The organism is Thalassolituus sp. UBA3500, from assembly GCF_002377545.1.
Lineage (GTDB): Bacteria > Pseudomonadota > Gammaproteobacteria > Pseudomonadales > Oceanobacteraceae > Thalassolituus.
This window is the reverse complement of the sequence record NZ_DFQB01000028.1, coordinates 40709-66511: the sequence shown is the minus strand read 5'-3', so window position 1 is coordinate 66511 and position 25803 is coordinate 40709. Positions and strand designations below refer to the sequence as shown.

Genomic DNA, 25803 nt, shown 5'->3' with positions numbered 1-25803 from the left:
CAGCTGCGACACAACCTGCCAGACCAACAGCGGTTTATCCTATGATGATTATCCAAATGATCATGATAATGACGGCATCAGCGATGCTATTGATACTGACGATAACAACGATGGCATCGTTGATGCCGACGCCGACTCTGACGGCCTGATAGATATTGCTTCGCTAGAAGAACTTAATGCAATCCGGTTCGCGCTTGATGGTTCAGGGCAAATAATGATCGACGAAGGTCTCTGGGATAACTCGGGCTGCCCGATCATACTTTGGGAAGGCATCGCGCAGCAGCGCTGCCACGGATACGAGTTGATTGCTGATCTGGATTTCGATACGAACGGCGATGGTCAGATGAACGAACTTGATACCTACTGGAATGATGGTGAGGGCTGGGAGCCGATAGGTTTGTCTACATCGGCTGCGTTCAGTACGAATTTTAATGGTAACGGCCATCGGATAAGTAACCTTTACGTAGATAGATTCGGCTATTCTGGATTATTTGGTCACATCGTAGGCACCTCAAAACAACTGGTCGAAGTTACTCGGGTAGCTATTACCGGCCCAATGACTTCGATCACCGGTAGCTATCATGTAGGTATACTCGCGGGTAGTGTGACCTATGCTGAGATTGATAGCGTTTTTGTCTCCGGGGTGGTCAACGACGGTAGGAATGGGGGTGGCCTTGCAGGCAGAACCAGTGACAGTAGCGTGAGTAACGTTTTCTCCAGTGCAGACATCCTGGAAGGCGGTCAACAAGGCGGCATATTAGGTGGTGCCTATAGAAGCTACCTCTCTAACAGCCTGTCGACGGGGTACGTTAAGAGCGGTGGAGGTCTGTTAAGCTACAGCAGTAGTAATGACAATTCATACCTGTACTGGGCGACTGACACCAGTAGCCAAACAACAAGCGCCGGCACTAACGACTCCTACTTCGGAGCATTACTAAGCGAACTCCAGTGCCCGACCGCTGCGAACAACAGTACCTGTACTGGCAATGGCAGGCTTTACGAAAACTGGGATAGTGATGTGTGGGATTTCGGCTCAGACCGACAACTTCCGGGGCTCATCATGAACGGTGTTGTTTATCGCGACAGTGATGGCGACGGCACACTGGATGTGAATCTGAATGCTCCTAGCGTAGCTTTAATTCTAACTCAGGCAGGTAGAGAAGAAGCGACCATCGTTGAGGGAATGGGCGACGTTACTATCGAGGCGATTATTTCTGATGAGGACGACTGGGATGCTCATTTTATCGAGTGGTCATCCAACGATATTAACCTGGCTGACTCCTATGAGTTAGGTAACAGCATCACCTTCAGCTCTGATGGTTTGGTTGCAGGGGACTACACAATTTCAGCTACTGTGACTGATAACGGCATTCCGAAACTCAGTGACTCGGCAGAGATGACGATCCGGGTGCTTTCAAACGTGGACCCTGCGCCTGCAGCCTCTTCTGGCGGTGGCGGTTCTGGAGGCGGTGCCATATTCTGGTTGCTGGCCCTGCTCTCTGCACCTCTGCTGACAGGGCGTGTCAGAGCCTGATTTGGCACAATCGACTGTTTAATCCAATCACGGGGAATGAGAATATCATTCCCCGTTTTTTATTTTCCGGAGACTGTTCATGTCATTGCCCGATTCTTTGCGACCCGGCCTCAAATTACCCGTGGTGGTTGCCCCTATGTTTCTGGCCTCTGGCCCTAGCCTGGTCACTGAGTGCTGCAAAGCCGGTGTGATTGGTACGTTTCCGGCATTAAACCAGCGCTCAAGCGAAGGCCTGGATCAGTGGCTGACCGAAATCCGCGCGGATCTCGATGCTCACGCAGAGCAAACCGGTGAACCCGCCGCAGCGTTTGGAGTTAATCTGGTCGTACACAAAAGTAACGCCCGCCTGCAGCAGGATCTGGAAATCATTGTTAAGCACAAGGTGCCTCTGGTAATCACCTCCCTTGGGGCAGTTCAGGATGTTGTGGATGCCGTACACAGTTACGGTGGTGTCGTCTTTCACGATGTCGTTAATACCCGCTTCGCGCGCAAGGCTGCCTCCGTTGGCGTGGACGGTTTAATAGCTGTCTGTGGCGGTGCCGGTGGCCACGCCGGTGACTGGAACCCGTTTGCGCTGATTAATGAGCTGAAGCAGTTCTTTGATAAAACTATTCTGTTGGCGGGCAGCCTGAGTACCGGACGGGACGTTGCCACAGCCAAGATGATGGGCGCCGACATGGCGTATATGGGTACGCGTTTTATAGGCACTCAGGAATGTCAGGTACAGCCTGAATACAAAGAAATGCTAACCACCAGCAGCGCTGGCGACATTGTTTATACACCGAAAATCTCCGGCGTGAATGCGTCCTTCCTGAAGCCGTCACTGGACACCCACGATATTGACCTTGCCACGCACCAAAAACCCGATCATGTCGATTTTGGTGCAGAACTGGATACTGAAAAAATGGCTCAGGCCACCAGCGCTAAGCCCTGGAAAGACCTATGGTCCGCCGGGCATGGGGTTGGCAGCATCGCTGACGTACCGACAACCGCCGAACTGGTCGCGCGCCTGAAAGCCGAATACCAGAACGCTGTTTCTTCTTTCACTGGAGACTTCTGATGAGTCACACCTACTCTACTCTCGCCTGGAACGTCAGTGAGCACGTTCTGACACTGACACTGAACCGCCCTGACCAGATGAACGCGTTTACCGTTGAAATGTGTAATGAGCTGATTCATGCCTTTGATCGTGCCAGTGCAGATGACGATGTTCGCGCCATCATTGTGACCGGTGCAGGTAAGGCCTTCTGTGCCGGTATGGATCTGTCAAAAGAAGGGAACGTCTTCGGGCTGGACGAATCTCAGCAGCCAACCTTAAGCGATCTGAACGAACGCTTCAGCGACAAAGACATCGTCGAGGGCGTACGTGATACCGGCGGCCGCGTTGCTCTGGCTATTTTCCGGTGCACTAAGCCTGTTATTGCAGCGATGAATGGTGCCGCAGTAGGAATAGGCGCAACCATGACCTGTGCCATGGATATTCGTCTTGCCTGTGAGCATACTCGTATCGGCTTCGTGTTCAGTAAGGTCGGTATCGTGCCAGAGGCCTGCTCCAGTTGGTTCTTACCGCGGATTGTCGGCATATCGAAAGCACTGGAATGGACGATGACGGCAGACATTTTTAAGGCAGATGAAGCCAAAGATGCGGGGTTTGTCAGCAAAGTCGTTCCCGCTGACGAACTGCTACCGGAAGCCCGACGGCTTGCAGCCAGCATAGCTCAGCGCTCTGCGGTGTCTGTGGCCATGATTCGCCAGATGATGTACCGCAACAGTGCGATGACTCATCCGGCAGAAGCACATAAGATTGAGTCGCTCGGAATGTTCTACACCAGCCTGAAAGACGGCAAAGAAGGTGTTGCGAGCTTCTTAGAAAAACGCCCGTCCGACTTTCAGGGCCGCGTCAGTACAGATATGCCCGATGTCTATCCCTGGTGGGATGACGTTGAGTCATCAGACTGACCGACACAAGAGCTTCTTGTGTAACCGGCAGGCAGTAACATTTTTACTGAGCTGTCGGTCAATAGCCTGTGATAGCGTCGGATAAGAATCGAACACCTCTGACAGGGAGGATTAACGATGAAAACAGGCATTATCCTTCTCGCCGCGGGTCGCAGCACCCGCTTTGGCAGCGACAAACGATGCGCCCCCTGGCCGGGCCAGACTTGTATGCTGAAAGCCAGCATTGAAAACGCCCTTCTCTCTGGCCTGCCATGTTACGTCGTCTTGCATGAAGGCGATCAATCCATACTCGACCACTGTATCGACGATGGGGCTGAAGCAGGCGTCTGCCCGGATGCCTCACGCGGCATCGGTGACAGCATTGCCTTTGGCGTGCACGCCAATCAGGACTGGGATGGCTGGATCATTGCCCGTGCTGATATGCCGTGGATTACCGCCGAAACCTACCGGGTATTAGCGTCCCATCTCGAAGACCACGATTGCGCCCGCCCTGTTGATGAATATGGTCAGCCCGGATATCCAACTGGCTTCAGAAAAGAACACGCCTTCGAACTGATGCAGCTCCACGGTCACAGGACAGAGACTCGGCTGATTCCGGACGCCCCCTACGTTAATGTGATGATCGGTGATTCTATGATCCACTCTGACGTTAACCGCCCGGAAGACCTTCCTTACCCTGCCTGACCCCTCAAATACAAAAAAGCCCGGATTGCATAAGCAAGCCGGGCTTTCTTTATAACTTATTAATCAAAAGCGACTGACTGATGCTCAGTTGGCGTTTTCGATCAGATAGTTTTCATAGTCTTTGCGCAGGTCTATTTTCAACAATTTACCTGTGGCAGTGTGCGGCAGAGACTCAACGAAAATCACGGCATCTGGCATCCACCATTTGGCGATTTTACCTTCGAGATACTCAAGCACGCTTGCTTCATCAACGTCAGAACCTTCATTTTTGATCGCCAGCAGAATCGGGCGCTCATCCCATTTCGGATGACGAGCACCAATCACACAGCACTCTGCCAGACCCGGGTGGCCTACCGCGGTATTTTCAAGGTCAATCGAGCTGATCCACTCACCACCTGATTTAATGACGTCTTTAGAGCGGTCAACAATATTCATGTAGCTATCTGGGTCTATGGTTGCCACGTCGCCGGTATCAAACCAGCCGTCTTCAAAGCTGGATTTGTCGTCGTTGTTGTAATAACCATTCACCACCCAAGGGCCACGAATCATCAGACGACCGTAGGTTTCACCGTCATGCGGCAGGCGATTACCTTCGTCATCGATAATTTTGATTTCGATGCCAAAAATCGGGCGACCTTGCTTACGCTGAAGCTGGTATTGCTCTTCTTTAGGCAGCTTCGCCATGATCGGGTTCATCGCATTAATCGTACCGATCGGGCTGGTTTCGGTCATACCCCAGGCATGAATCAGGAAGGCATCGTGCTTCTGATCAAAGTCTTTAATCATCTGCAGAGGCGCGGCAGCACCACCAACAATCACGTTCTTCACTGATTCCAATTTCTTACCAATGCTGTCCATATGGTTCAGCAGCATCAGCCATACCGTCGGAACACCTAACAACAGATCAGGTTCTTCCGCTTCGATCAGTTCCCACAGAGAAGCGCCATCCATACCTGGCCCCGGGAATACCTGCTTGGCCCCAGTGATACATGCAGAGTACGGCGTGCCCCAGGCGTTCACATGGAACATAGGAACAACCGGCAGGAAGCATGAGCTGGATGACAGGCCCATCACCTCTTCACCGACAGAAGCAAACGCATGCAGGCAGGTCGAGCGGTGTGAATAGAGAACGCCTTTCGGGTTACCCGTAGTACCTGAGGTGTAGCACATGCTGGCACCTTTGGTTTCAGGAAACTCAGGCCATTCAAATTCGTCGGATTCTGCCGCCAGCAGCGTTTCATAACACAGCGCATTAGGTAGCTTTGTTTCTGGCATTTTGTCTTCATCACACAGAATGATGAAGCCTTCGACGTTACCGATATGTGGAAGGATCGCCTCAAGCAGTGGCACGAAGGTCAGGTCGACAAAAATGTAGCGGTCTTCGGCATGATTGATGATGTACACCAACTGTTCGGCGAACAGGCGCGGGTTAATGGTGTGCAGTACCGCACCAAAACCAGAAATACCGTAATACAGTTCGAAGTGGCGATAGTTGTTCCACGCCAGTGTCGCTACACGGTCGCTGTCCTGGATATCAAGGCGAGTCAGCAGATTGGCCACTTTACGGGCACGGCTGGCAGCGTCTTTCATGGTGTAACGGTGAATATCACCTTCACAGCGACGGCTTACAATTTCAGTATTCGGGTAGGTCGCTTCCGCATGCTGCAACAGTGTTGATACCAGCAGTGGGCGATCCATCATCAGACCTTGCATAGGGGTTCTCCAGAGGTGTTTATTCTTGTGCCTGTTACGATAGGTAGGTCATTTACGAATGACAAGGTGGTTTGTGTCCAAATATAGAGGTCAGGGTGTAGCTGACCATAAAAAAGGCCGCTCGTCGGCGGCCTTTATGTGACTAAGCTTCAAGTTTGGTCAATTAACTGGCCGCTTTCAGCTTGTCTTTTTCTTTCTGCAGTTTCATGTCCTGATCTTCGCGGTAGAACTCCGTCTTCCAGCGTTCGATCAGATCCATGTTGTCGTGATCCCAAGGGTGGAAGCCTTTCTTGAACCAGTCCAGGTAGTTCTTGGTGACACCCGTGAACATCCCCTTCTTACCAGTCATAAAGCGCCAGAAACCTTTGAACTCTTTCCAGGACGGCATCTTACGCTGCCACCACAAGAGTTTGATGGTGTACCAGCCAATGCGATGGAAGAAGAACAAGGTCGCGTAGACCTGACACCAGCGCAGATATTTCTGATCACCTTCGATGCTCATGAAGGTGTCAAAGGCGACAGACTTGTGCTCAATCTCTTCAACCGCGTGCCAGTAGAGCAGGTCCTGAACCGATGGTGCCAGATTCTCCAGCGTCTCTGGGTAAGTCAGCAGGTGCTCTGCCAAAATAGCAGTCAGGTGCTCCATGCACACAGTCATGGCGAGGCGGAACTTATCTGAACGGTTCACGACGTGCTTCTGAATGTAGTTCGCCAGATCCTGATCCAAAGCAACCGCATCGAAGCCAAGATCACGAAGCGTCTCGTTGGCACGCTCATGCTGACGGCTATGATGACCTTCCTGACCGATAAAGCCACGAATCTCTTCTTTCAGCTTCGGGCTTTTAATTTTGTCGCGGTACTGTCGAACAGATGCGATAAATTCACCTTCGCCCGCCGGGAAGGTGGACGACAATGCGGCGAAAAATGCAGAAAGTAATGCGTTATTGTCGAAGAAATAAGGCGTATCCAATTGCTCGAATGGCATCGACATATGCCGCGGCTTGATGGCCGGATGATCTGCAGTTGCTGTCATAGTGTCCTCCTGTCAGAACAGGTTTATGTCATCTGTTGTTGTGTTTTATTTATAGTCGCCCGAGACGAGCACCGGCAACAGGTGGAAAGCAAACAATCTCCGGTGAAAAAAAATACCGGTTTAAGCCATAATGACAGGCAAATAACTAACAGGCTGATCAACTATGCCAACAATCTGGGTCGATGCTGACGCCACGCCAAAGGCCATACGCGAGATTATCTGCAAGGCGGCCATCCGCACTGAAATGACAACTCGCTTTGTCGCCAACCACCGGGTTCCGGTGACACCGCACCCGTGCATCACGTCACATCAAGTGGAGCCAGGCTTTGATGTGGCAGATAACTACATCGCTCAAGAAGCCGTCGCGGGTGACCTGCTGATTACCCAGGACATCCCGCTGGCTGCCGAGGTCATGGAGAATAAGGTCGACGTCATCAATAACAGAGGCGAGACCTACAACCCTCAGACGATACGTCAGAAGCTACAGATGCGCGACTTTATGGAAACTCTACGCTCTTCGGGTGTTCAGAGCGGCGGCCCTGCGGCGTTTTCAGACAAAGATAAGCAAACCTTTGCCAATTCGCTGGACCGTTGGCTGGCCCGCGCAAAACGGGGGGCTTAATGAAAATTGCAGTTCTGGGCGCAGGCGCAATCGGTTGTTACCTTGGCGCAGTATTAAGTAATCACCACGAAGTTACTCTGATTGGTCGTGAGCGACTGATCAATGCATTCAACCGTGCTGGACACATGGCTCTGAGCGATTATCAGGAAAGATATTGCCAGTATTCAAACCTGACAGTCACGGATTCGACAGATGCTCTGGCCTCCGCAGATCTTATTCTGCTCACGGTAAAATGTCTGGCGGTCCACGAAGCAGCTCAACAACTACAGGCATTTGCGGCGGAGACGACGCCCATTGTAAGCCTGCAGAACGGTATAGGCAGCGACGACATGCTGCGGCAGCTGAAGAGCCCGGTCATCCGCGGCATCGTCGGTTTCAATGTTGCGCCTCTGGATAATTGCCGCTATCACCGGGGTACCGAAGGCGATGTCTACTGTGAATCGCTGATTGATAGTGCCATCGCTGAGCAACTCGATAGCGCCTTTCATGACATGGGGTTCCGGCTACACACGACCTCCGCTTTCGAAGCCTTACAGTGGGCAAAATTGCAGCTGAACCTCAATAATGCGATTAACGCAGTGAGTAACCTGCCACTGAAGCAGGAGCTTGAAACCCGCGGTTACCGGACCATTCTCAGCCTGGCGATGAGCGAGTTAATAGAAGTTACCAAACAAGAACAGCTGAAGCTGCCGAAATTAACCAAACTGCCTGCCGGTTGGATTCCTCTGCTTCTGCGTGCACCTGACTCATGGTTTAAGAAGCTCGCTTCCTCAATGCTCGCCATTGACCCTCAGGCGCGATCATCAATGTGGGAAGACCTTAATAACCAACGAGCAACCGAAATTGACTACATTAATGGCGCCGTTGTCAGAGCCGCTCAGGCACTGGGGCTGCAAGCACCTGCCAATTTGACGCTTGTTGAGTTAATTAAAGATATCGAAGAAGGTCGGCGAACGCCTGGAATTCCGAGTGAGGAAATTCTCGAAGAAATAAAAAAGCGGCGCTGATTCAGCGCCGCAAAGAGCAGGCTTCGATCGGTCTGTAAGACCCGCCTACCGTATGACTAACTTTTATCAGGCAACCGCTTCTGCTTTTTTCGCTTTCGCAGCAGTCACCTTATTGCCTTTCGTAGCCGCATCTAATTTTACCCAATCATAGTGAGCCGTTGCGACGCTCTTGTTACGCTTCCAGAACTCCAGTGTTGAATACGGCCATAGTACAAAGTTTTTACCGTCGGACTGCTGATACCAGCTGGAGCAGCCAGACGTCCAGACTGACCCTTTAATACGTTCCTGAATCTCTTCGTTGAACTGATCCTGCGCGGTTTTTTTCACGTTCAGGTAGTCAACGCCGCGATTCTTCGCTTCTTTCATGCATTCAAGAATGTAGTGAACCTGCGCTTCAATCATAAAGATGATGGAGTTGTGACCCAGACCAGAGTTTGGTCCGACCAGCTCAAACATGTTCGGATAACCTGTAACGGTATTGCCCAGATATGCTTCAGCACCGTCTTTCCAATCTTCCAGAATGTCGTGGCCTGGCAGGCCTTTCAGATTGAATTTATTCATATATCCACGTGGATCAACGATAAAGCCGGTACCCAGAATAATGGTATCGCACTCGCGTTCGACGCCATTTTTATCAAGGATACTGTTTTCACGAATTTCGCTGATGCCATCTGTAACCAGATCAACATTTTTACGGTTGAACGTTTTGTACCACTTGTTTGAAATCAGGATACGCTTACAGCCAATGGTGTAATCCGGCGTCAGTTTCGCACGCACTTCAGGGTCTTTAACCTGCAGTTTAATAAAGCGTTTTGCGAAAAACTCGACGCCCTTAGCAATGGCTGGATTAAAAATCGGCCAGACACGCATTTCATTCGTAAAGTACAGGCGCGAACGATACAGGCGACGCAGTGATGGAAATTTCTTAAATACCCATTTACTGACACCACTGTATGGGCGCTCGTCACGAGGAATAACCCAGGCCGCGGTACGCTGATACACATCAATCTGCTCTACATCCGGAGCGATCTCAGGCACGTACTGAATTGCACTACCACCGGTACCTATCGACGCTACCTTTTTACCTTTCAGATCATAGTCGTGGTCCCACTGCGCCGAGTGCATGACCTTGCCCTTAAACTTATCCAGACCTGGGATATTCGGAATCTGAGGAACATGCAAAGGCCCTGTTGCCAGTACAAAGTAACGACACTGAACCGTCTGACCATCCGCAGTGCCTACCGTCCAGATCGCTGATTTTTCGTCAAATTCAGCACTGTTCACTTCCAGCCCGAAACGGATATTCGGACGCACGTTATATTCTGATACAGTATCGAGAATATATTGCTGAATCTCGTTCCATGGCGCGTAGCGCTTGGTCCAGTCAGACTTATTTGTGAAAGAGTATGAATACAGGTGCGACTGAACATCACAGGCGCAACCCGGGTATGAATTATCGCGCCATGTGCCACCCACTTCGGTGGACTTCTCGATAATGATGTAATCGTTAAGGCCTTTTTTCTGCATACCAATGCCCATCGCCAGACCGCCAAGGCCTGCGCCGATGATCACTGTGTCTGTATACTTCGGCAGAGTGCTGTTCATTTCTTTCATTGTTTTCTGCTCCGTCGCGTTATTATGTTGTGTACTTTAGCCGGAGCATTCGGCGCTCAACCATGTCAGGAATTTCCTGCGAATTAACAATTTCGGCCACCATGACCTTAAGATCGATACTTGCACTCAGCTTTACCGCTGAACAGATACATAAGAAATATGGCATAGATCCTGCGCCAGCTCTGGCTCGCAACGGAATCAATCCGGATCAGATTGATGCCTCAGCGGTGATCTCACAGGCCGATGAACTGGCTGTGCTTTCTGACCTTTATGTTGATCTGCGTCATGATCCGCTGGCTGCAATGAAGCTTTCGAGCACTTTCGGTATTGCCGCGTACGGTGCTTTCGCGATGATGTTAATGAGCTGCAGTACGGTAAAAGAGGGGATTGAACTTGGAATCCGGTATCAGGAACTGAGCTACCTGTTCAGCCGTCTCGACTTTGAGGTCAACGGCGATGAGGCTGCACTGCTGCTTCATCCGTACCACGTTCCCGAAGAGCTGCACCGCTTTATTATAGACCGCGATGTCGCCGGCACCTTTCAGTTCCTGAGCATGATGCAAACGATGCTCGGCCAGCAGAAAATGCAGAAGCTGATATCCGTGCCCTACCCAGAGCCTTTCGAAGCCGACTTTTACCGCGATACCTTTGCCTGCCCGGTAGAATTCGGAACCGACGTTGCGCGCTTCGTCTTTGACGCTGCGCTGCTGGATCAACCACTACCGAACGCGAACCCCACAGCGCTCAGTCTGTATCGGCAACAATGCGATGAACTACTGAAACAGCGCCGTCAGCCAGAAACGAATAATCTCAGTGACCGGGTTAAAAAATATCTTGGCATGTTCCGGGAAGGCTACCCGTCGATCAACGAATGTGCCGATACGTTCAGTACCAGCGAACGAAGTTTCAGACGGCAATTGAAAGAAGAAGGCACAACCTTTCAGCAGCTACTCGAATCTGTTCGTTCCGAGAAAGCGTGCCGTTTACTGGATACCACCGAAGACAGCATCGAAGTGATCGCAGGAAAGTTAGGCTACACCGAGGCGGCGGCCTTTATCCGGGCATTTAAAAAGTGGCACAGCATGACGCCTGCCCAATACCGAAAGCGTGAGGTGTGAACGCTTAATCGTCGCCAAACAAGCCGCGCAGGGCATCCCGCTCGTCAATACTGACGGCACTTTGGGATGGTTGCGGGCGTTTACTCACGACCTGATTGCGACCACCCTTTTTCGCGTCATACATGCATTCATCGGCATCCTCGATCAGGCGATCAGAAGTCTGGGAACTGTTATCCGCAACGGCAACACCAATACTTGCCGTGACCTGCAGATCGGTGGATTCAAGGGGGATCAAGGTATTGCGCAAAGCATTCAGGCAACGTTCAGCGACCTGACGCGCCAGCATCAGCTCTGTCGAAGGCAGTATCACCGCAAACTCCTCGCCGCCATAACGACAACAGATATCAAGTTTGCGGGTCTGATCCTGCAGCAGTTGAGCAACCGTCTGGAGCACCAGATTTCCCGCCTCATGCCCCCAGGTATCATTCACACTTTTAAAGTGGTCCAGATCAACCATCACCAGCGCGGTCGTCATTCCGGTGCGACGGGTTCGTTCCAGCTCGTGCTCCAGACTTTTACGGAAATGGCGGACGTTAAACAGTCCGGTAAGAGGGTCCGTGACCACCTGTTTGCGAAGCGTTGCCACCTCATCAAAGAGAACGCAATGGGATTCACCCACAGGGCAGCTGAGCTTCTCGACGGACATATCCTCTGGAGACATACGGGTACAACACTTCCCTGCGGCTGATTTAAAAGGCGGTAAACACCTTAAGTGTAGCCCAGCTACAGAATTCTGCTCTGCTACTGGTATTATCTGCTGACACTCCGGACGATAGCTATGAAAGAACAGAATTCAGACACCCAGAAAGATCGGAATTTTGACGATCTTGCCGAACGTTTCAGCCGCACCATCTACGCCACACCACGCGGTCAGCTTCGCCTGATGGCGCTGGAGCAGGACTTCAGCGACTGCAAGGTGGATATTGCAGGTAAGCAGATTCTTGATATTGGCGGCGGCCAGGGACAGTTCAGCCTTTCTCTGGCTAGGCAAGGTGGTGACATCAGTCTGTGTGATATTTCTGACGAGATGCTGCGGCTCGCCGAAGATCTCTTCGACGCTGAGAGTCAGCCCTTAACGGCTCGCTCGGGGCGCCTGCAAGACGTTGACTCGATCTTTCCCGGACAATTCGACATCGTGCTTAACCATGCGGTTCTGGAGTGGCTGGAGCATCCTTTTGAAGCTCTGCCCGTGCTGGCCAGTAAAGTGAAAGCCAGCGGCTGGCTGTCACTGATGTTTTACAACCTGCATGGCCACCAGTGGCGCCAGATTATGAATGGCCGGACGCATGCCCCCGAATCAGCAAATCCGCGCTTACGGAAAGAAGGCAATGCACCTCAGCACCCCCTGAACCCGGATGACATTGAGTCAGCGATGACGGGGCTTGGATTTGAACTGATACGCTGGCGCGGCATCCGTTGCGTTCATGATCACATGCACCAGAAAATCCGCGAACGTATCGGTCAGGATGCAGTCAATCGCTCAGACCTCGAAACCGGCCTTCAGGAACCTCATCGGCGTCTTGGGCGGTACGTGCACTTCTTACTGCGGAAAGCTCAATGAAGAAGCTACTGGTCAGTGCCTGTCTTCTGGGTGAACCACTGCGTTATGACGGCGATAACAACGCAGATAAAGTCTCGCACCTGAAAATCCTGCTCGACCAATGGATGGCAGAAGGACGTGTTGTTCCTGTGTGCCCTGAAACATTAGGCGGCCTGCCAACGCCTAGACCGCCTGCAGAAGCAGAAAACGGCGGCGGAGATGCCGTACTCGCAGGCATAGCAAAGGTGCAGACGTACCATAACGAGGATGTCACCCAGGCGTTTGTCACAGGCGCAGAAAAAACGCTCGCCACTGCGCAGCGCCATCAATGCCGCGGCGCACTGCTTGCTGCAAGATCACCATCCTGCGGGGTTGGCGAGATATACGATGGCAGCCACTCCCGAAACATAACGACAGGGGATGGCGTCACAACAGCCCTGTTAAAACAACATGGGATTAGCTGCTTCACGTCCGACATGGCGGATGAACTCATCCATTGGATGAATAGCGAATAAGTGAATGTACTTTCGAGAGCGATGGTAAAAACGGAAACTGGAAATATTTCGAAGAAGAGTTTCTGAAATGGCGCGCTCGGGAAGGAGGATGGACTCTCGGGCGTCCTGCCCTCGCCCCTTCGGGCGCTGACGCGGTCCTGATTGCTCCCGGCAATCAGCCGAACCTATCAGAGGTTCTCGTCCATCCCGAGCGCAATAGTGCCTTCGAGTAGAGCGGATTAATCAGGGAAATTTTGGTACTTCGGGGGAAGGTTTCTGAAATGGCGCGCTCGGGAGGATTCGAACCTCCGACCGCCTGGTTCGTAGCCAGGTACTCTATCCAGCTGAGCTACGAGCGCGCGTCAGAAAATCACGATATAAGCATTCAAAGAAAGAATGGCGCGCTCGGGAGGATTCGAACCTCCGACCGCCTGGTTCGTAGCCAGGTACTCTATCCAGCTGAGCTACGAGCGCGCATCGTGGGGCGCGTATTATAGGGTTGTTGAGATAGGTGTCAACGACTTAAATACGCTTCTGCCGAAGCAGAAAGAACGTGGCGGAGAGAGAGGGATTCGAACCCTCGATAGGGGTAAACCTATACGCCCTTAGCAGGGGCGCGCCTTCAGCCACTCGGCCATCTCTCCACATCACGGCGCGCATCATACCACGTTCAGAGAATTTTCAAAGGAAAAATTCAAGAAAATTAAGGCGTTAGTAGTTACCGCTAGGTTCACCACCGTCCTTCTCGCGCTGGATGCGCTGGTAAATTTCCTCACGGTGTACTGCAACTTCTTTAGGGGCATTAACACCAATTCGTACCTGATTTCCTTTAACACCCAGAACGGTCACGGTGACTTCGTCACCAACCATCAGTGTTTCACCAACACGGCGGGTCAAAATAAGCATAGAGGTTCTCCTCAGATTCCAGTTTCTGTATAGGGTGCTGTGACATTCGTCACCTTTGTGTCCCACTCTTCCAGTATTGACCAGTTCAGCCAGTTTTAAAGCCGGGTCCTGCGCAGAGTGAGGACTTTTTGTTATTAGTAGGCATTCCTTCATGGGCCGCCCACTAATAACCATAGAGCTTAGTGCTCTTCAGTAACCTCTGCATCCAGTCCGAACGCGGTATGCAGCGCACGAACAGCAAGTTCAAGGTACTTTTCCTCAATCACGACTGAAATCTTGATTTCAGAGGTCGTAATCGCAAGGATATTGATGCTTTCATCCGCCAGCGTTTTAAACATTTTGCTGGCCACACCGGCATGGGATCTCATACCTACCCCTACTAGAGACACTTTACAGATGTCATCAGTTCCGTTAACGCCTTCTGCATTAAGCTCTGCAGCCAGCTCTTTCAGCAGTTTCAGCGCTTTCTGATAGTCGTTGCGGTGCACGGTAAAGGTAAAGTCAGTCGAGCCGTCTTCGGAGACGTTCTGTACGATCATATCGACTTCAATGTTCGCATCACTGACAGGAACAAGGATTCGTGACGCTACGCCCGGTACGTCAGGTACACCCTGGACAGTTACTTTTGCTTCATCACGGTTAAACGCAATACCAGAGATAACGGGTTTTTCCACGGAGCTGTTCTCCTCGGTTGTAATCAGTGTGCCATTGCCATCTTTGAATGAGGACAGCACGCGCAAAGGAACTTTGTATTTACCGGCAAATTCAACCGAGCGGATCTGCAGTACTTTAGACCCCAGGCTGGCCATTTCCAGCATTTCTTCAAATGTCACAGTTTCCATACGACGCGCAGCCGACACCACGCGGGGGTCTGTCGTATAGACACCGTCAACGTCAGTGTAGATCTGGCATTCATCAGCTTTCAGTGCTGCAGCTAGAGCAACACCGGTGGTATCTGAGCCGCCACGCCCCAACGTCGTGATGTTGTTGTCGTCATCGACGCCCTGAAAACCAGCAACAATGCAGATACCGCCGTTATCCAGAACTTCACGCATCTTACTGGTTTCAATATCTTCAATACGGGCTTTCATAAAGGCATTGTTGGTTTTGATGCCGACCTGCCAGCCAGTAAATGAACGCGCAGTGATGCCACGTTTTTCCAGCGCCATAGCCAGAAGAGCAATCGTGACTTGCTCACCTGTCGATACAAGAACATCCATCTCACGAGGAGAGGGGCTATCTGTAATCGCACCGGCCAGACCGATCAGACGATTCGTTTCACCGCTCATCGCTGAGACAGCAACCACCAACTGATGGCCCTCATCGTGAAAAGCTTTCAGCTTATCTGCGACGGCTTCAATACGCTCCGTCGTGCCGACCGAGGTGCCGCCATATTTCTGTACGTACAACGCCATATGGGGATATCTGCGCAAATGATCAAAAGGGTCGCAATTAAACAATAAATGGGAGCACGAGAAAAGCAATCTGTAGACGTTGGACGAGACTGTTCTGCCACATACACAACAATTCAGGCCAGACTCTGAAATTAGTACGCTAAAACAAGAAAGCCCGCACAAGTGCGGGCTCTCGGTAAAGCAAAGGCAGACGATCAGAGCTTAGCTGAAGTCCACTCTTCGAACGCTTTGAGCGCATCGGCAATGCCTTCTGGCTTCTGGCCTCCGGCCTGAGCCATTTCTGGCTTACCACCACCACGACCATCAACATAGGCCGCAACCTCTTTTACCGCATCTCCGGCCTTGGCCTTGCCAATCAGATCTTTAGTCACACCGGCAAGCAGAGTCACTTTTCCTTCATTGGCAGAGGCCAGCATGATCACAGCAGAACCTAGCTTGTTCTTTAGCTGATCCATGGTGTTGCGCAGCGCTGGGACATCTGCGCCTTCAAGTTCAGCAGCCAGTACTTTCACGCCGTTGACGTCTTTCGCCTGCCCTGCCAGATCTGAACCAGCACTGGAAGCGAGCTTACTCTTCAGTGCGTCCAGTTCTTTTTCCAACTGGCGACTACGGCTGATGAGTTGTTCAACTTTATCACCCACATTATCAGTCGAGCCTTTCAGAGCGCGAGCGATGGTTGTCAGCGTCGCTTCTTCACGGGCTACGAAATCAAGAGCAGCCTGCCCTACTACGGCTTCAATACGGCGAATACCCGCGGCAATACCGCTCTCTGAGCTGATCTTGAGCAAGCCTATATCACCGGTGCGTTGAGCGTGAGTACCGCCACAGAGTTCAATTGAGAAGTCATCCACCCCCATAGAAAGGACACGAACTTCGTCGTCGTACTTCTCGCCGAATAGAGCCATCGCGCCCGCCGCTTTGGCATCGTCGATGTTCATCAGGCGTGTTGCTACAGGGGTGTTAGCGCGAATATGCGCATTCACCAGTGTTTCAATCTCGTTGATTTCTTCGGGTTTCACCGCTTCGAGGTGAGAGAAGTCAAAACGCAACTTGTCGTAGGTTACAAGAGAGCCTTTCTGTGCGACGTGTTCACCCAGAACCTTGCGCAGTGCAGCGTGCAACAGGTGCGTCGCCGAATGGTGAATAGCTGTGGAGGCGCGCTTTTCTGCGTCCACGCTTGCGGTCAGCTGATCACCGAGGGCTACAGAACCTTCAACCAGCACACCTTTGTGCAGGTGGTTCTTTCCTTCTTTGGTCGTGTCTTTCACCTGGAAGACAACACCATCCGCCTTCAGGAAGCCTGTATCCCCTGCCTGACCACCGCTTTCTGCGTAGAAAGCCGTCTCGTCGAGCACCAGAACAGCTTCATCGCCAGCGTTCAGCTGCTCAATTTTTTCACCACCTACAAACAGAGCTTTCACTGTGCCAGTATTTTCCAGCGACTCGTAACCGAGGAAGCCGGTTTCACCGTCGAGTTCCAGACCTTTGCCATAATCCGCAGAGAAGTTACCCGCAGCGCGTGCTGTTTCACGCTGTTTCTCCATCGCAACGTTGAAGCCGTCTTCATCAACCTTCAGGTCACGTTCACGCGCCACATCCGCCGTCAGGTCGAGCGGGAAGCCGTAGGTGTCGTAGAGTTTGAACGCTGTCTCACCCGGAATCGTGTCACCGCTCATGTCTGCAATCGCATCGTTGAGAATCGCCATCCCTTTATCGAGCGTTTTAGCAAACTGCTCTTCTTCAATACGCAGTACTTTCTGAACATGCTCAGACAGATTAACCAGTTCAGGATAGGCCTCGCCCATTTGCTCACAAAGGGCAGGAACCAGCTTATTGAAGAAGCCTGCTGACGCACCCAGCATATGCCCATGACGCACTGCACGACGAATAATACGACGCAGAACGTAACCACGCCCTTCGTTGGATGGCAGCACACCATCGACAATCAGGAAGCTGGTAGAACGAATGTGGTCAGCAATCACACGCAGTGACTTGTTCTCGGTGTCTTTACAGCCGGTCAGTTCTCCTGCGGCTTTCAGCAACGCCTGGAAAATATCGATTTCGTAGTTGCTGTGCACGCCCTGCATAATGGCCGAGATACGCTCAAGCCCCATACCGGTATCAACCGAAGGCTTAGGCAGTGGCAGCATTTCGCCGTCAGCTTTACGCTCGAACTGCATGAAAACGTTGTTCCAGATTTCAATGAACCGGTCGCCGTCTTCTTCTGGCGTGCCCGGAGGCCCACCCCAGATGTGCTCGCCATGGTCGTAGAAAATCTCGGTACACGGCCCGCAAGGACCAGTATCACCCATCTGCCAGAAGTTATCCGATGCGTAACGTGCGCCTTTGTTGTCACCGATACGCACGATCTTATCTTCTGGAATGCCCATCTTTTTATTCCAGATATCAAACGCTTCGTCGTCTTCTGCATACACCGTGACCATCAGTTTTTCGACAGGCAGGTTCAACCATTCTTTTGAGGTCAGGAATTCCCACGCATAACTGATCGCATCTTCTTTGAAGTAATCTCCGAAGCTGAAGTTACCCAGCATTTCAAAGAAAGTATGGTGACGTGCCGTATAACCCACGTTTTCCAGGTCATTGTGCTTACCGCCTGCACGGACACAGCGCTGCGAGGACGCGGCACGGGTGTAACTGCGCACGTCGTTGCCAAGGAAGCAGTCTTTAAACTGCACCATACCGGCGTTAGTGAACAGCAGCGTCGGATCGTTGCCCGGCACCAGTGGGCTGGATGCAACGATTTCGTGTCCCTTCGATGCGAAGAAGTCGAGGAACGCCTGGCGGATTTCTGAGCTTTTCATACGGTTGCGTGATTCCAAACGAGTTCAGAGATAATAAGCCGGGCAGTATAGCGGTTTGTGGGCCTGAGTCCCACATCAAGGGAGTGCTTGACGGTTTTTTAAACAATGCATAATATAACTACTTGGTTATCTCATTATAAAGGTCAAACTCCATGAACATTGATCGCCTCGTCTTTGCCATCGCTGGCTCATTCATTCTGGCCAGCCTGGCGCTATCTCAGCTGCACTCTGTTTACTGGCTACTGTTTACCGCGTTCGTGGGCCTGAATATGTTGCAGGCGGCGTTTACCGGATTCTGTCCTCTGGCAAGAATCCTGAAAGGCTTCGGCGTTAAAGCCGGCTGTGCTTTCAACTGAAAAGTACTCCTGACAAAGCTCGTCGTTCCCTGCCGCCGGGGCACTTCAAGCTTTGGCGGAATACCACACGCCAAGGTAACAAAGCGTATGTATACTGGCCCTCTTTATTGGGGGTTTTATGCAACGCATTCTCGTTTTTACATTCTCCGTATTTCTATGCCTTCCAGCCTTCTCCACAGACTGGAAAGACTACCCGGAAGAACTTAAACAGTTCGACTTTTCGGGAGATAAGCTGCAGCAACAGTGGCAAGGCCTGACCAAGTTAACGCGGGTCGAATACCCGAACGTTGACTGGATTACATCCATGATGGCGGATTACCCTCGCCTGGCACATCACATGATGGTGTTGGGCTCCGACCCTGAAGCGCACCCTGCGGTCTTCAAAGCCATTCAGGAAAGTGACTATTCCGACCTCGCTCAAGCCGTCCAGGAAGTCTGGCGTCTACACTATTCAGGCCAATACGAAAAAGCCTATGAACTAGGTATGCAGCTTGGGCCCGTCGGAGAAGTTCCAGCCATTTACTCACGCCTGGTACACGCAACCCTTCTGATCGATGACCACGATGACAAAATGGAAGAGTTCGAAGAGGCCGCAGCGCTTTCTAACGAAGGCCTGGCACTGGCACCAGAATACCGGTTTGCAGAATTCGGACTGGTCTACGCCAAAGTACGCATGCTTGAATTGATGAGCACAGGAGAAGCCCGTAGCTCGGGATATATCCCCATTGCCCAGGACAAGCTGGATAAATTACAGGAATACGCACCGGATCGCGGCGCTTACCCTTTGACGCGCGGCGGTCTCGAAGCCGGTATCGTTGAGCGGGTAGGTTCGTTTCTGGGTAGCATTACCTACGGAGCTACCGAGAGCAGCGCCATCGAGAACTTCGAGAAAGCACAGAAACTGCTGCCTGACATGGCGATCGTTTACAACGAATTTTCTGTTGGCCTGATCCGTCTTGATGAGGATGACTTTCGCAAAGACATACGCAAACTACTGAACACGTGCATGGCTATTGAGCCAGTCAATGCAGAAGATGCGCTCAACCAGATGCACTGTCAGCGTGCGCTTAAATCTCTGAATAAGGATTAAAAGCAATGGAAAACAGCGGTGTGATTTATTTGATGATGCTCCCTGCTATGGCGCTTACTATGCTCCATCTTGGCATTGGGCCCTTCGGTCATCCGAGCATGATAAAACACCACCTGGCTTTCCTGCGTGTACCCAAATTACTAAGAATAATAATCCAGGTAATCTGCATCGCCGTTCTGGTGACGGGAGCTGCACAAATGCTTGGCATCATTGATCTCACCACCTCCGCAGACAACCCAGCTGATTGAGAGGCATCATGGACACTACCCACATTTATAACGGCCCGATAGGACTGGAAACCCGGCACGCAGGGCCTGCTGACGGTGACGTCGTCATTCTTTTGCATGGATTTCCGGAATGTTGGAGTACCTGGCGACACCAGATCCCTGTTTTAGCAGACGCCGGTTATCGCGTATTTGTGCCCAATATGCGCGGCTACGGACACTCATCCAAACCTGCCGACGTGAGCGACTACCACGTCGATGAGCTGATTAAAGATGTCGACGCCATCCGCCGCTTCGCCGGCGTCGAGAAAGTTCACCTCGTCGGGCACGACTGGGGGGCCATGGTCGCCTGGTGGTTCGCGTTGAATAAACCTGAACAGCTGGCCAGCCTGAGTATTCTGAACGTCCCTCACCCTTCCGTATTTCTTGGGACGTTACGTAAAAGTCCGATACAAATGCTGAAGAGCTGGTACGTCTTTTACTTTCAGATTCCGCGTCTGCCTGAGCTGACCTTGCCGTTTAATAAGTTCTTCTTTTTCCGGGATATCCTGAAGCGCACGTCGAATAAAGGCAGTTACAGCGACGAAGATTTCCGTGAGCTACAAAAACACTGGCGAATCCCCGGTGCGATGCGTGCCATGGTTAACTACTATCGCTCAGCGATGCGCAGCCAGCCCAAATCGAAAAAAGGCGATCAAATTAAAACGCCGACGCAGATTCTCTGGGGTGAACATGACCTCGCTCTGACACTTGATATGGCGAGAGACAGTGAAAAGTTTCTCGAAAATGGCTCACTGACAACCTATCCGGACGCGACGCACTGGCTTGCACACGACAAGCCTGACGAAGTTTCTGAACGCCTGCTTGAGCACTTCTCTGCTCATCCAGCCTGATTTCTTGTTGCGCGGCTAATAACCTCCTTTTAACAGAAGGGGGTCGTTAACCGCCACAATTCTCCGACTTTTTTCCCGTTTCCCCGTATAATGCTGCCAATTTCATATATAGGGAGTACTCCATGCAACGAATCGTCATTGTCGGCGGCGGCGCAGGTGGACTGGAATTAGCGACTCAACTTGGGCGCAAGCTCGGCCGTAAAAAGAAGGCTGAAGTCGTGTTAATTGACGCCACGCCAACCCACCTCTGGAAACCATTACTGCACGAAGTAGCCACAGGCGCACTGGACTCGGGGATTGATGAACTGAACTACCGAGCTCATGGTAAAAAACACGGGTTCCATTTTCAGATCGGACGAATGAGCGGCTTAGAGCGTGACAATAAGCGCATTATTCTTCAGGCAATGCTCGATGAGAATGGCAAGGAAGTGCTGCCCGAACGAACGGTTGATTACGACACCCTGGTTATGGCGCTGGGAAGTGTCACAAACGACTTCGGCACGAAAGGCGCTGCAGAGCACTGTATTTTTCTGGATAGCCGGGATCAAGCCGAGCACTTCCATAAATTACTGCTTAACGAGTTTCTGCGCTGCAGCAACCTTGAAGAACCACGCCCTCTTGAGGTAGCGATTGTTGGCGCGGGGGCAACCGGCGTAGAACTTTCAGCCGAGCTGTACAACACCGCCGAGGTCATGGCCTCGTACGGTCTTAAGAATGTCTCGCCAGAACAACTTAAGGTGCGCTTAATCGAAGCCGGTGAGCGAATTCTACCGGCACTACCACCGCGGCTATCCGCAGCCGCGACTCGCGAGCTTGAATCACTCGGGGTTGAGGTATTGACGTCGACCATGATCACCGAAGTCACGGAGTCAGGTTTTGTGAATAAATCAGGCGAACAGATTCCGGCGGTGATCCGGGTCTGGGCAGCAGGCGTAAAAGCCCCTGAGTTCATGAAAGAATTTGGGCTGGAGACTAACCGCGCCAATCAACTTGTGGTAAACAACAGCCTGCAGACAGAGGACGACGATATTTTTGCACTGGGTGACTGCTGCAGCGTGATTGATCAGGCAACCGGTAAGCCTGTACCACCGCGCGCACAAGCCGCTCATCAACAGTCTTCTCACCTGGTAAAAGCGCTGAGTGCACGCCACAAGGGCAAAGCGATGCCGGATTTCGTTTACAAAGACAAAGGCTCTCTGGTTTCACTCAGCCGCTACAGTACGGTTGGAAGCCTGATGGGGAACCTCACCAAAGGTTCGATGATGATCGAGGGGCGCTTAGCACGCCTGGTCTACGTATCACTTTATCGGTTGCATCAGGTTGCGTTACACGGGTATTGGCATACCCTGCTGCTAACGCTGGTTGGACACATCAATAAAGTTATTCGTCCTCGGTTGAAATTGCATTAATCGTTGAAAGATACGCCTGGCGGTAATCGCCGGGCGTTGACCCAGTCCAACGTCTGAACGCTTTATAGAATGCACTTGGCTCCGTGTAACCCACTTTATAAGCGACCTCATACAAAGGCATATCGCCTTCGCAGATAAGTTTCATTGAAAGCCCCTGACGCGCCTCGTCTAATAAGTTCTGATAAGTAGTCCCCAGAGCCCGCAAGCGTCGTTGAAGATTGCGCACGCTGATTCCCAACTGGTCTGCGACGCCTTCTTGAGAAACATTTCTGCGGATCAGGCACATTTCAAGAATATCTTTCAGTTCAGAATAAAGTGCCAGGTGTTCACGGAACCTCTGATCCTGGCGGATTAATTCACGTTGAACACTTTTGAAAAGCACAGGCTGAGGATCGGGTCCCGCCCGGTTCCATGCCACCTGACTGATCTCCAGCATGTAAAAGCCGTCAGTCGCCGCGACCTGAATTCCGGTAATATCGGTCGCTTTTGCGGCATCCACGATTTCACTCTGTGGGAGATGCATACAGAGATCTTCAGCTTCAAAGCTTTCGCCCAACGCATCACGGCAAACGCCAGCCATAATAACCACGGCGGCAGATAGTTGCAGAGGCGACACATGGCGCTCTGGGTGACGTTCTACAGAAATGAGCACTATATCGCTCTGAGAGGTATCAATCTCGTAGCGTAGACTGCCTGTCGACAGGTACACATACGGAATCAGAGCCTCGATACCTTTGCGTAGCGACGGAGCGCAACGCAGAAGTCGTTGCAAAGGCATCTCCCGGCGCGCCATATAGTTACCGAGGTCAAAGGCCAGCAGTTCATCATTAAGAAAACGCGCGACGAAATCGTATGCATCTGCAACACGATCTGTATCAACCCACCGTGGAAGTGGAAGTTCTGGGTCTATCCGCAGGATAGGCCACAATTGATTCATATCCACGCCGCGGCCGTTCCAGTAATTCAGCAGGTGCTGTACCAGTACAATATCGACCTGAGCAGTCGGCGCCATATCCTTCCCCAACATTCGAATCCTATGAACAATCAGACAGTTAACGTTTGTTCTTTTTCTGCCAAACTCGAATGTTCCGTACCTGCGCCATCTGAGTCAATAGACTGAGGCGACACTGCCCGGTTAGGCACGAATTTACGTCTATAAACTGAATTACTCAGAGCTTTCATGCAGTAAGGTGTCGATGGCGGAGCTGATTTGATCGCTACTGAAGCCGCGATATGACAGAAAGCGCCAAAGCTTCGCTTTAAAATCGGGACTATCAATACCAATGGAACGCGCCTTTCTTTGGGCCACCTCAAGCGCTTTCTCGTGCCAATTTTCCTCGGACTCTTCAAACGCAGAAGAGACAGTTTGACCATCGACACCTTTTTCCTTCAACTCTTGCTTCAGCCTCATAGGACCTACTCCACGAGATGCGCGGGAACGGACAAACATAGATGCAAAGCGCTCGTCAGACTGCCACTTACTTTCAGCAAGTTCGTCTAATACCTGTTCAAGGTCGTCGGCAGAAGTTGCCTTAGGAGAGAGCTTTCGCCACAGTTCGTGGCGAGAGTAATCACGGCGGGAGAGCAGATCTACCGCCGCGTGTTTCAGTCCAGCATAGTCAAGAGGCTCAGGCTTCGGCTTCTGCATCCTCAGACTCTGGCTGCTCTGATGGTACATTCAAAAGCTGTGCACGGATCTGACCTTCGATGTCAGCGGCCATCTCTGGATGATCCTCAAGGTACTGGGATGCGTTCGCTTTGCCCTGTCCGATCTTATCGCCCTGATAGCTGTACCAGGCGCCTGATTTCTCGACAATACCGCACTTCACGCCCAGATCAATAACTTCACCCATGTGGTAAATCCCTTTTCCGTACATGATCTGGAATTCTGCCTGCTTAAATGGTGGAGATACCTTGTTCTTCACCACCTTAACGCGCGTTTCGTTACCGACGATTTCATCACCTTGTTTTACAGAGCCTGTACGGCGAATATCCAGGCGAACAGAGGAGTAGAACTTCAGTGCGTTACCGCCAGTCGTGGTCTCTGGGCTGCCGAACATAACACCGATTTTCATACGAATCTGGTTAATGAAGATAACCAGGCAGTTGGCATTTTTTACGTTACCGGTAATTTTACGCAGCGCCTGAGACATCAATCGAGCCTGCAGACCAACGTGGCTATCACCCATCTCACCTTCAATCTCTGCCTTCGGCGTCAAGGCCGCCACAGAGTCAACGACGATCACGTCAACAGCGCCTGAACGCACCAGACTGTCACAGATTTCCAGTGCCTGTTCGCCTGTGTCAGGCTGCGAGACCAGAAGGCTATCCAGGTCGATGCCCAGCTTTTCAGCATACAGTGGATCGAGCGCATGTTCGGCATCAATAATTGCCACGGTTTTACCCGCTTTCTGTGCCTGAGCCATCGCAGACAGACACATCGTGGTTTTACCAGAGCTTTCCGGGCCGTAGATTTCGACAATACGACCCATTGGCAGACCACCAATACCGAGCGCAATATCCAGACTCAAAGAACCTGTGGAGATTGCCGGAATCGCTTCACGTGGCTGCTCACCCATTTTCATGATGGCACCTTTACCGAACTGGCGTTCGATCTGGCCCAGGGCTGCATCCAGAGCTTTCTGTTTGTTCTGATCCATGGTCGGTTCCTTGGTCGTATTCAGTCGTTAATCAGGAATATTGTCCAGCAATCTTTGATCACTGTAGATTTAACCAGTATTTAATCACAGCGTTTTCTAATGTCAACAAAACACTGGTTATTTGTTCAGTACTTTTTTACTTAAGTGAATATCAATGAGCGGCGTCATTAACGAACTCCAGCAACATCTCGAGCGCTTTTGCTACAGACTGCTGGCGGACCGCGTCCCGGTCACCGTCAAACTGAAAGAGGGTTATTCGCTGAACTTCCTCACTGCCGCAGCCAATCCATACGGTACCCACGGGTTTACCCGCGACAGCGCCACCGGGGCCAGCGATACCACTGACTGCGATGCTCAGGTCTCCATACCGCGCAGCGCCTTTCACCATGGCTTTCACGGTTTCTTCACTCACCGCACCGTATGAATTCAATATTTCTGCGGGCACACCAAGATCGCGCTCTTTGGCTGCATTCGAATAGGTGACAAAGCCACACTCAAACCACTGACTGCTTCCCGCCAGGTCGGTACAGGCTGAAGCGATCAATCCTCCGGTACAGGATTCTGCGGTGACAAGCTTGAGTTTGCGGGCTAACAACTGTGCTGACAGTTCACTCAGAAGATCGGCAATGGCGGGCATGATATTTCCGGCGTCAGTATCTGAGGCACAGGATATCAGATGAAATGAGAACAGACATGCTCTCCTGGCATGT

The 25803-nt window shown here is 51.6% G+C and carries 24 protein-coding genes, 3 tRNA genes and 1 pseudogene; 14 read left to right on the top strand and 14 right to left on the bottom strand.

The genetic code is table 11. The features are described from left to right. The 4 genes and pseudogenes from B2R29_RS07110 to B2R29_RS07095 form a co-directional block, all read left to right on the top strand. A pseudogene (locus tag B2R29_RS07110) lies at positions 1 to 1534 on the top strand (autotransporter subunit C); the annotation flags it as partial. Positions 1535 to 1613: 79 nt separating this feature from the next. Beyond that, positions 1614 to 2594, top strand: coding sequence for an NAD(P)H-dependent flavin oxidoreductase (locus B2R29_RS07105; protein WP_301180403.1), 981 nt, complete (start codon positions 1614 to 1616; stop codon positions 2592 to 2594). Beyond that, positions 2594 to 3493, top strand: a complete 900-nt coding sequence (locus B2R29_RS07100) for a crotonase/enoyl-CoA hydratase family protein (protein ID WP_301180402.1) — start codon at positions 2594 to 2596, stop codon at positions 3491 to 3493. Before B2R29_RS07105 ends, B2R29_RS07100 begins: the two co-directional genes overlap by 1 nt. A gap of 117 nt (positions 3494 to 3610) precedes the next feature. After that, positions 3611 to 4177, top strand: a complete 567-nt coding sequence (locus B2R29_RS07095; RefSeq protein WP_301180401.1) for a nucleotidyltransferase family protein — start codon at positions 3611 to 3613, stop codon at positions 4175 to 4177. An 84-nt stretch (positions 4178 to 4261) separates the two neighbouring features. Here the strand turns inward: B2R29_RS07095 and B2R29_RS07090 are convergent, their stop codons facing one another. Both B2R29_RS07090 and B2R29_RS07085 read right to left on the bottom strand, forming a co-directional pair. After that, positions 4262 to 5890 (bottom strand): long-chain-fatty-acid--CoA ligase, encoded by a 1629-nt coding sequence (locus tag B2R29_RS07090; protein ID WP_297531023.1) that lies wholly within the window; start codon positions 5888 to 5890, stop codon positions 4262 to 4264. Between the two features lie 163 nt (positions 5891 to 6053). Further along, positions 6054 to 6923, bottom strand: coding sequence for a metal-dependent hydrolase (locus B2R29_RS07085; RefSeq protein WP_068442490.1), 870 nt, complete (start codon positions 6921 to 6923; stop codon positions 6054 to 6056). A gap of 163 nt (positions 6924 to 7086) precedes the next feature. Between B2R29_RS07085 and B2R29_RS07080 the strand changes: the two genes are divergently transcribed. Then, the gene (locus tag B2R29_RS07080; protein ID WP_068442493.1) at positions 7087 to 7545 is read left to right on the top strand and encodes a YaiI/YqxD family protein; all 459 of its coding nucleotides are present in this window, start codon (positions 7087 to 7089) and stop codon (positions 7543 to 7545) included. Continuing rightward, positions 7545 to 8552 carry a 2-dehydropantoate 2-reductase gene (locus tag B2R29_RS07075; RefSeq protein ID WP_301180400.1) on the top strand — a complete coding sequence of 336 codons (1008 nt, stop codon included), beginning with the start codon at positions 7545 to 7547 and terminating at the stop codon, positions 8550 to 8552. Before B2R29_RS07080 ends, B2R29_RS07075 begins: the two co-directional genes overlap by 1 nt. Positions 8553 to 8618: 66 nt before the next feature. Here the strand turns inward: B2R29_RS07075 and B2R29_RS07070 are convergent, their stop codons facing one another. Then, positions 8619 to 10166, bottom strand: a complete 1548-nt coding sequence (locus B2R29_RS07070) for a flavin-containing monooxygenase (RefSeq protein WP_301180399.1) — start codon at positions 10164 to 10166, stop codon at positions 8619 to 8621. A 62-nt stretch (positions 10167 to 10228) separates the two neighbouring features. On the opposite strand from B2R29_RS07070, the gene B2R29_RS07065 reads away from it, so the two are divergent. Then, complete coding sequence (locus B2R29_RS07065) at positions 10229 to 11284, top strand: AraC family transcriptional regulator (RefSeq protein WP_301180398.1); 1056 nt, start codon at positions 10229 to 10231, stop codon at positions 11282 to 11284. A 4-nt stretch (positions 11285 to 11288) separates the two neighbouring features. Here the strand turns inward: B2R29_RS07065 and B2R29_RS07060 are convergent, their stop codons facing one another. Then, the gene (locus tag B2R29_RS07060; RefSeq protein WP_301180397.1) at positions 11289 to 11945 is read right to left on the bottom strand and encodes a GGDEF domain-containing protein; all 657 of its coding nucleotides are present in this window, start codon (positions 11943 to 11945) and stop codon (positions 11289 to 11291) included. A 117-nt stretch (positions 11946 to 12062) separates the two neighbouring features. Between B2R29_RS07060 and B2R29_RS07055 the strand changes: the two genes are divergently transcribed. Then, entirely contained in the window at positions 12063 to 12845 is a 783-nt protein-coding gene (locus B2R29_RS07055; RefSeq protein ID WP_301180396.1) for a methyltransferase domain-containing protein, read from the top strand. Next, positions 12842 to 13339 (top strand): DUF523 domain-containing protein, encoded by a 498-nt coding sequence (locus tag B2R29_RS07050; RefSeq protein WP_301180395.1) that lies wholly within the window; start codon positions 12842 to 12844, stop codon positions 13337 to 13339. The genes B2R29_RS07055 and B2R29_RS07050 overlap by 4 nt, the downstream gene beginning before the upstream one ends. A gap of 261 nt (positions 13340 to 13600) precedes the next feature. Here the strand turns inward: B2R29_RS07050 and B2R29_RS07045 are convergent. From B2R29_RS07045 to alaS, 6 genes are all read right to left on the bottom strand, one after another. Further along, positions 13601 to 13677, bottom strand: a tRNA-Arg gene (locus B2R29_RS07045). 38 nt (positions 13678 to 13715) lie between these two features. Continuing rightward, positions 13716 to 13792: transfer RNA gene (locus tag B2R29_RS07040), tRNA-Arg, on the bottom strand. 80 nt (positions 13793 to 13872) lie between these two features. After that, positions 13873 to 13962, bottom strand: a tRNA-Ser gene (locus B2R29_RS07035). A 67-nt stretch (positions 13963 to 14029) separates the two neighbouring features. Next, positions 14030 to 14224, bottom strand: coding sequence for a carbon storage regulator CsrA (gene csrA, locus B2R29_RS07030; protein WP_221800900.1), 195 nt, complete (start codon positions 14222 to 14224; stop codon positions 14030 to 14032). 179 nt (positions 14225 to 14403) lie between these two features. Beyond that, complete coding sequence (locus B2R29_RS07025; RefSeq protein WP_301180394.1) at positions 14404 to 15639, bottom strand: aspartate kinase; 1236 nt, start codon at positions 15637 to 15639, stop codon at positions 14404 to 14406. Between the two features lie 194 nt (positions 15640 to 15833). After that, complete coding sequence (alaS, locus tag B2R29_RS07020; protein ID WP_301180393.1) at positions 15834 to 18461, bottom strand: alanine--tRNA ligase; 2628 nt, start codon at positions 18459 to 18461, stop codon at positions 15834 to 15836. A 152-nt stretch (positions 18462 to 18613) separates the two neighbouring features. On the opposite strand from alaS, the gene B2R29_RS07015 reads away from it, so the two are divergent. The 5 genes from B2R29_RS07015 to B2R29_RS06995 all read left to right on the top strand — a co-directional run bounded on the left by B2R29_RS07015 (position 18614) and on the right by B2R29_RS06995 (position 22433). Continuing rightward, positions 18614 to 18817, top strand: a complete 204-nt coding sequence (locus B2R29_RS07015; protein WP_301180392.1) for a YgaP family membrane protein — start codon at positions 18614 to 18616, stop codon at positions 18815 to 18817. Between the two features lie 118 nt (positions 18818 to 18935). Beyond that, positions 18936 to 19907, top strand: a complete 972-nt coding sequence (locus B2R29_RS07010; RefSeq protein WP_301180391.1) for a hypothetical protein — start codon at positions 18936 to 18938, stop codon at positions 19905 to 19907. Between the two features lie 5 nt (positions 19908 to 19912). Continuing rightward, positions 19913 to 20155 (top strand): hypothetical protein, encoded by a 243-nt coding sequence (locus tag B2R29_RS07005; protein ID WP_301180390.1) that lies wholly within the window; start codon positions 19913 to 19915, stop codon positions 20153 to 20155. 8 nt (positions 20156 to 20163) lie between these two features. Continuing rightward, positions 20164 to 21024: an alpha/beta fold hydrolase gene (locus B2R29_RS07000; RefSeq protein ID WP_301180389.1), complete on the top strand. Its 861-nt coding sequence runs from the start codon at positions 20164 to 20166 to the stop codon at positions 21022 to 21024. Positions 21025 to 21146: 122 nt separating this feature from the next. After that, on the top strand, positions 21147 to 22433 hold the full coding sequence (locus B2R29_RS06995; protein ID WP_301180388.1) for an NAD(P)/FAD-dependent oxidoreductase: 1287 nt from the start codon (positions 21147 to 21149) through the stop codon (positions 22431 to 22433). On the opposite strand, the gene B2R29_RS06990 is transcribed toward B2R29_RS06995, so the two are convergent. The 4 genes from B2R29_RS06990 to B2R29_RS06975 all read right to left on the bottom strand — a co-directional run bounded on the left by B2R29_RS06990 (position 22405) and on the right by B2R29_RS06975 (position 25730). Beyond that, positions 22405 to 23460 (bottom strand): AraC family transcriptional regulator, encoded by a 1056-nt coding sequence (locus B2R29_RS06990; protein ID WP_301180387.1) that lies wholly within the window; start codon positions 23458 to 23460, stop codon positions 22405 to 22407. The genes B2R29_RS06995 and B2R29_RS06990 overlap by 29 nt on opposite strands. Positions 23461 to 23598: 138 nt before the next feature. Then, a complete protein-coding gene (gene recX / locus B2R29_RS06985) occupies positions 23599 to 24081 on the bottom strand; it encodes a recombination regulator RecX (RefSeq protein ID WP_301180386.1) in 483 nt (160 codons plus the stop codon). Then, on the bottom strand, positions 24062 to 25093 hold the full coding sequence (recA, locus tag B2R29_RS06980) for a recombinase RecA (RefSeq protein WP_076515593.1): 1032 nt from the start codon (positions 25091 to 25093) through the stop codon (positions 24062 to 24064). Before recA ends, recX begins: the two co-directional genes overlap by 20 nt. 151 nt (positions 25094 to 25244) lie before the next feature. Further along, positions 25245 to 25730, bottom strand: a complete 486-nt coding sequence (locus tag B2R29_RS06975) for a CinA family protein (RefSeq protein ID WP_301180385.1) — start codon at positions 25728 to 25730, stop codon at positions 25245 to 25247. Between the last annotated feature and the right edge of the window lie 73 nt (positions 25731 to 25803).

Coding starts and splice junctions, on each gene's coding strand:
- B2R29_RS07025 (WP_301180394.1), bottom strand. CDS start 15,639: ATGGCGTTGTACGTACAGAAATATGGCGGCACCTCGGTCGGCACGACG.
- B2R29_RS07010 (WP_301180391.1), top strand. CDS start 18,936: ATGCAACGCATTCTCGTTTTTACATTCTCCGTATTTCTATGCCTTCCA.
- B2R29_RS07060 (WP_301180397.1), bottom strand. CDS start 11,945: ATGTCTCCAGAGGATATGTCCGTCGAGAAGCTCAGCTGCCCTGTGGGT.
- B2R29_RS06990 (WP_301180387.1), bottom strand. CDS start 23,460: ATGTTGGGGAAGGATATGGCGCCGACTGCTCAGGTCGATATTGTACTG.
- B2R29_RS07095 (WP_301180401.1), top strand. CDS start 3,611: ATGAAAACAGGCATTATCCTTCTCGCCGCGGGTCGCAGCACCCGCTTT.
- alaS (WP_301180393.1), bottom strand. CDS start 18,461: ATGAAAAGCTCAGAAATCCGCCAGGCGTTCCTCGACTTCTTCGCATCG.
- B2R29_RS07105 (WP_301180403.1), top strand. CDS start 1,614: ATGTCATTGCCCGATTCTTTGCGACCCGGCCTCAAATTACCCGTGGTG.
- B2R29_RS07050 (WP_301180395.1), top strand. CDS start 12,842: ATGAAGAAGCTACTGGTCAGTGCCTGTCTTCTGGGTGAACCACTGCGT.
- B2R29_RS07070 (WP_301180399.1), bottom strand. CDS start 10,166: ATGAAAGAAATGAACAGCACTCTGCCGAAGTATACAGACACAGTGATC.
- B2R29_RS07090 (WP_297531023.1), bottom strand. CDS start 5,890: ATGCAAGGTCTGATGATGGATCGCCCACTGCTGGTATCAACACTGTTG.
- B2R29_RS07075 (WP_301180400.1), top strand. CDS start 7,545: ATGAAAATTGCAGTTCTGGGCGCAGGCGCAATCGGTTGTTACCTTGGC.
- csrA (WP_221800900.1), bottom strand. CDS start 14,224: ATGCTTATTTTGACCCGCCGTGTTGGTGAAACACTGATGGTTGGTGAC.
- recX (WP_301180386.1), bottom strand. CDS start 24,081: ATGCAGAAGCCGAAGCCTGAGCCTCTTGACTATGCTGGACTGAAACAC.
- B2R29_RS07065 (WP_301180398.1), top strand. CDS start 10,229: ATGTCAGGAATTTCCTGCGAATTAACAATTTCGGCCACCATGACCTTA.
- recA (WP_076515593.1), bottom strand. CDS start 25,093: ATGGATCAGAACAAACAGAAAGCTCTGGATGCAGCCCTGGGCCAGATC.
- B2R29_RS06975 (WP_301180385.1), bottom strand. CDS start 25,730: ATGCCCGCCATTGCCGATCTTCTGAGTGAACTGTCAGCACAGTTGTTA.
- B2R29_RS07000 (WP_301180389.1), top strand. CDS start 20,164: ATGGACACTACCCACATTTATAACGGCCCGATAGGACTGGAAACCCGG.
- B2R29_RS07085 (WP_068442490.1), bottom strand. CDS start 6,923: ATGACAGCAACTGCAGATCATCCGGCCATCAAGCCGCGGCATATGTCG.
- B2R29_RS07015 (WP_301180392.1), top strand. CDS start 18,614: ATGAACATTGATCGCCTCGTCTTTGCCATCGCTGGCTCATTCATTCTG.
- B2R29_RS07055 (WP_301180396.1), top strand. CDS start 12,063: ATGAAAGAACAGAATTCAGACACCCAGAAAGATCGGAATTTTGACGAT.
- B2R29_RS07080 (WP_068442493.1), top strand. CDS start 7,087: ATGCCAACAATCTGGGTCGATGCTGACGCCACGCCAAAGGCCATACGC.
- B2R29_RS06995 (WP_301180388.1), top strand. CDS start 21,147: ATGCAACGAATCGTCATTGTCGGCGGCGGCGCAGGTGGACTGGAATTA.
- B2R29_RS07005 (WP_301180390.1), top strand. CDS start 19,913: ATGGAAAACAGCGGTGTGATTTATTTGATGATGCTCCCTGCTATGGCG.
- B2R29_RS07100 (WP_301180402.1), top strand. CDS start 2,594: ATGAGTCACACCTACTCTACTCTCGCCTGGAACGTCAGTGAGCACGTT.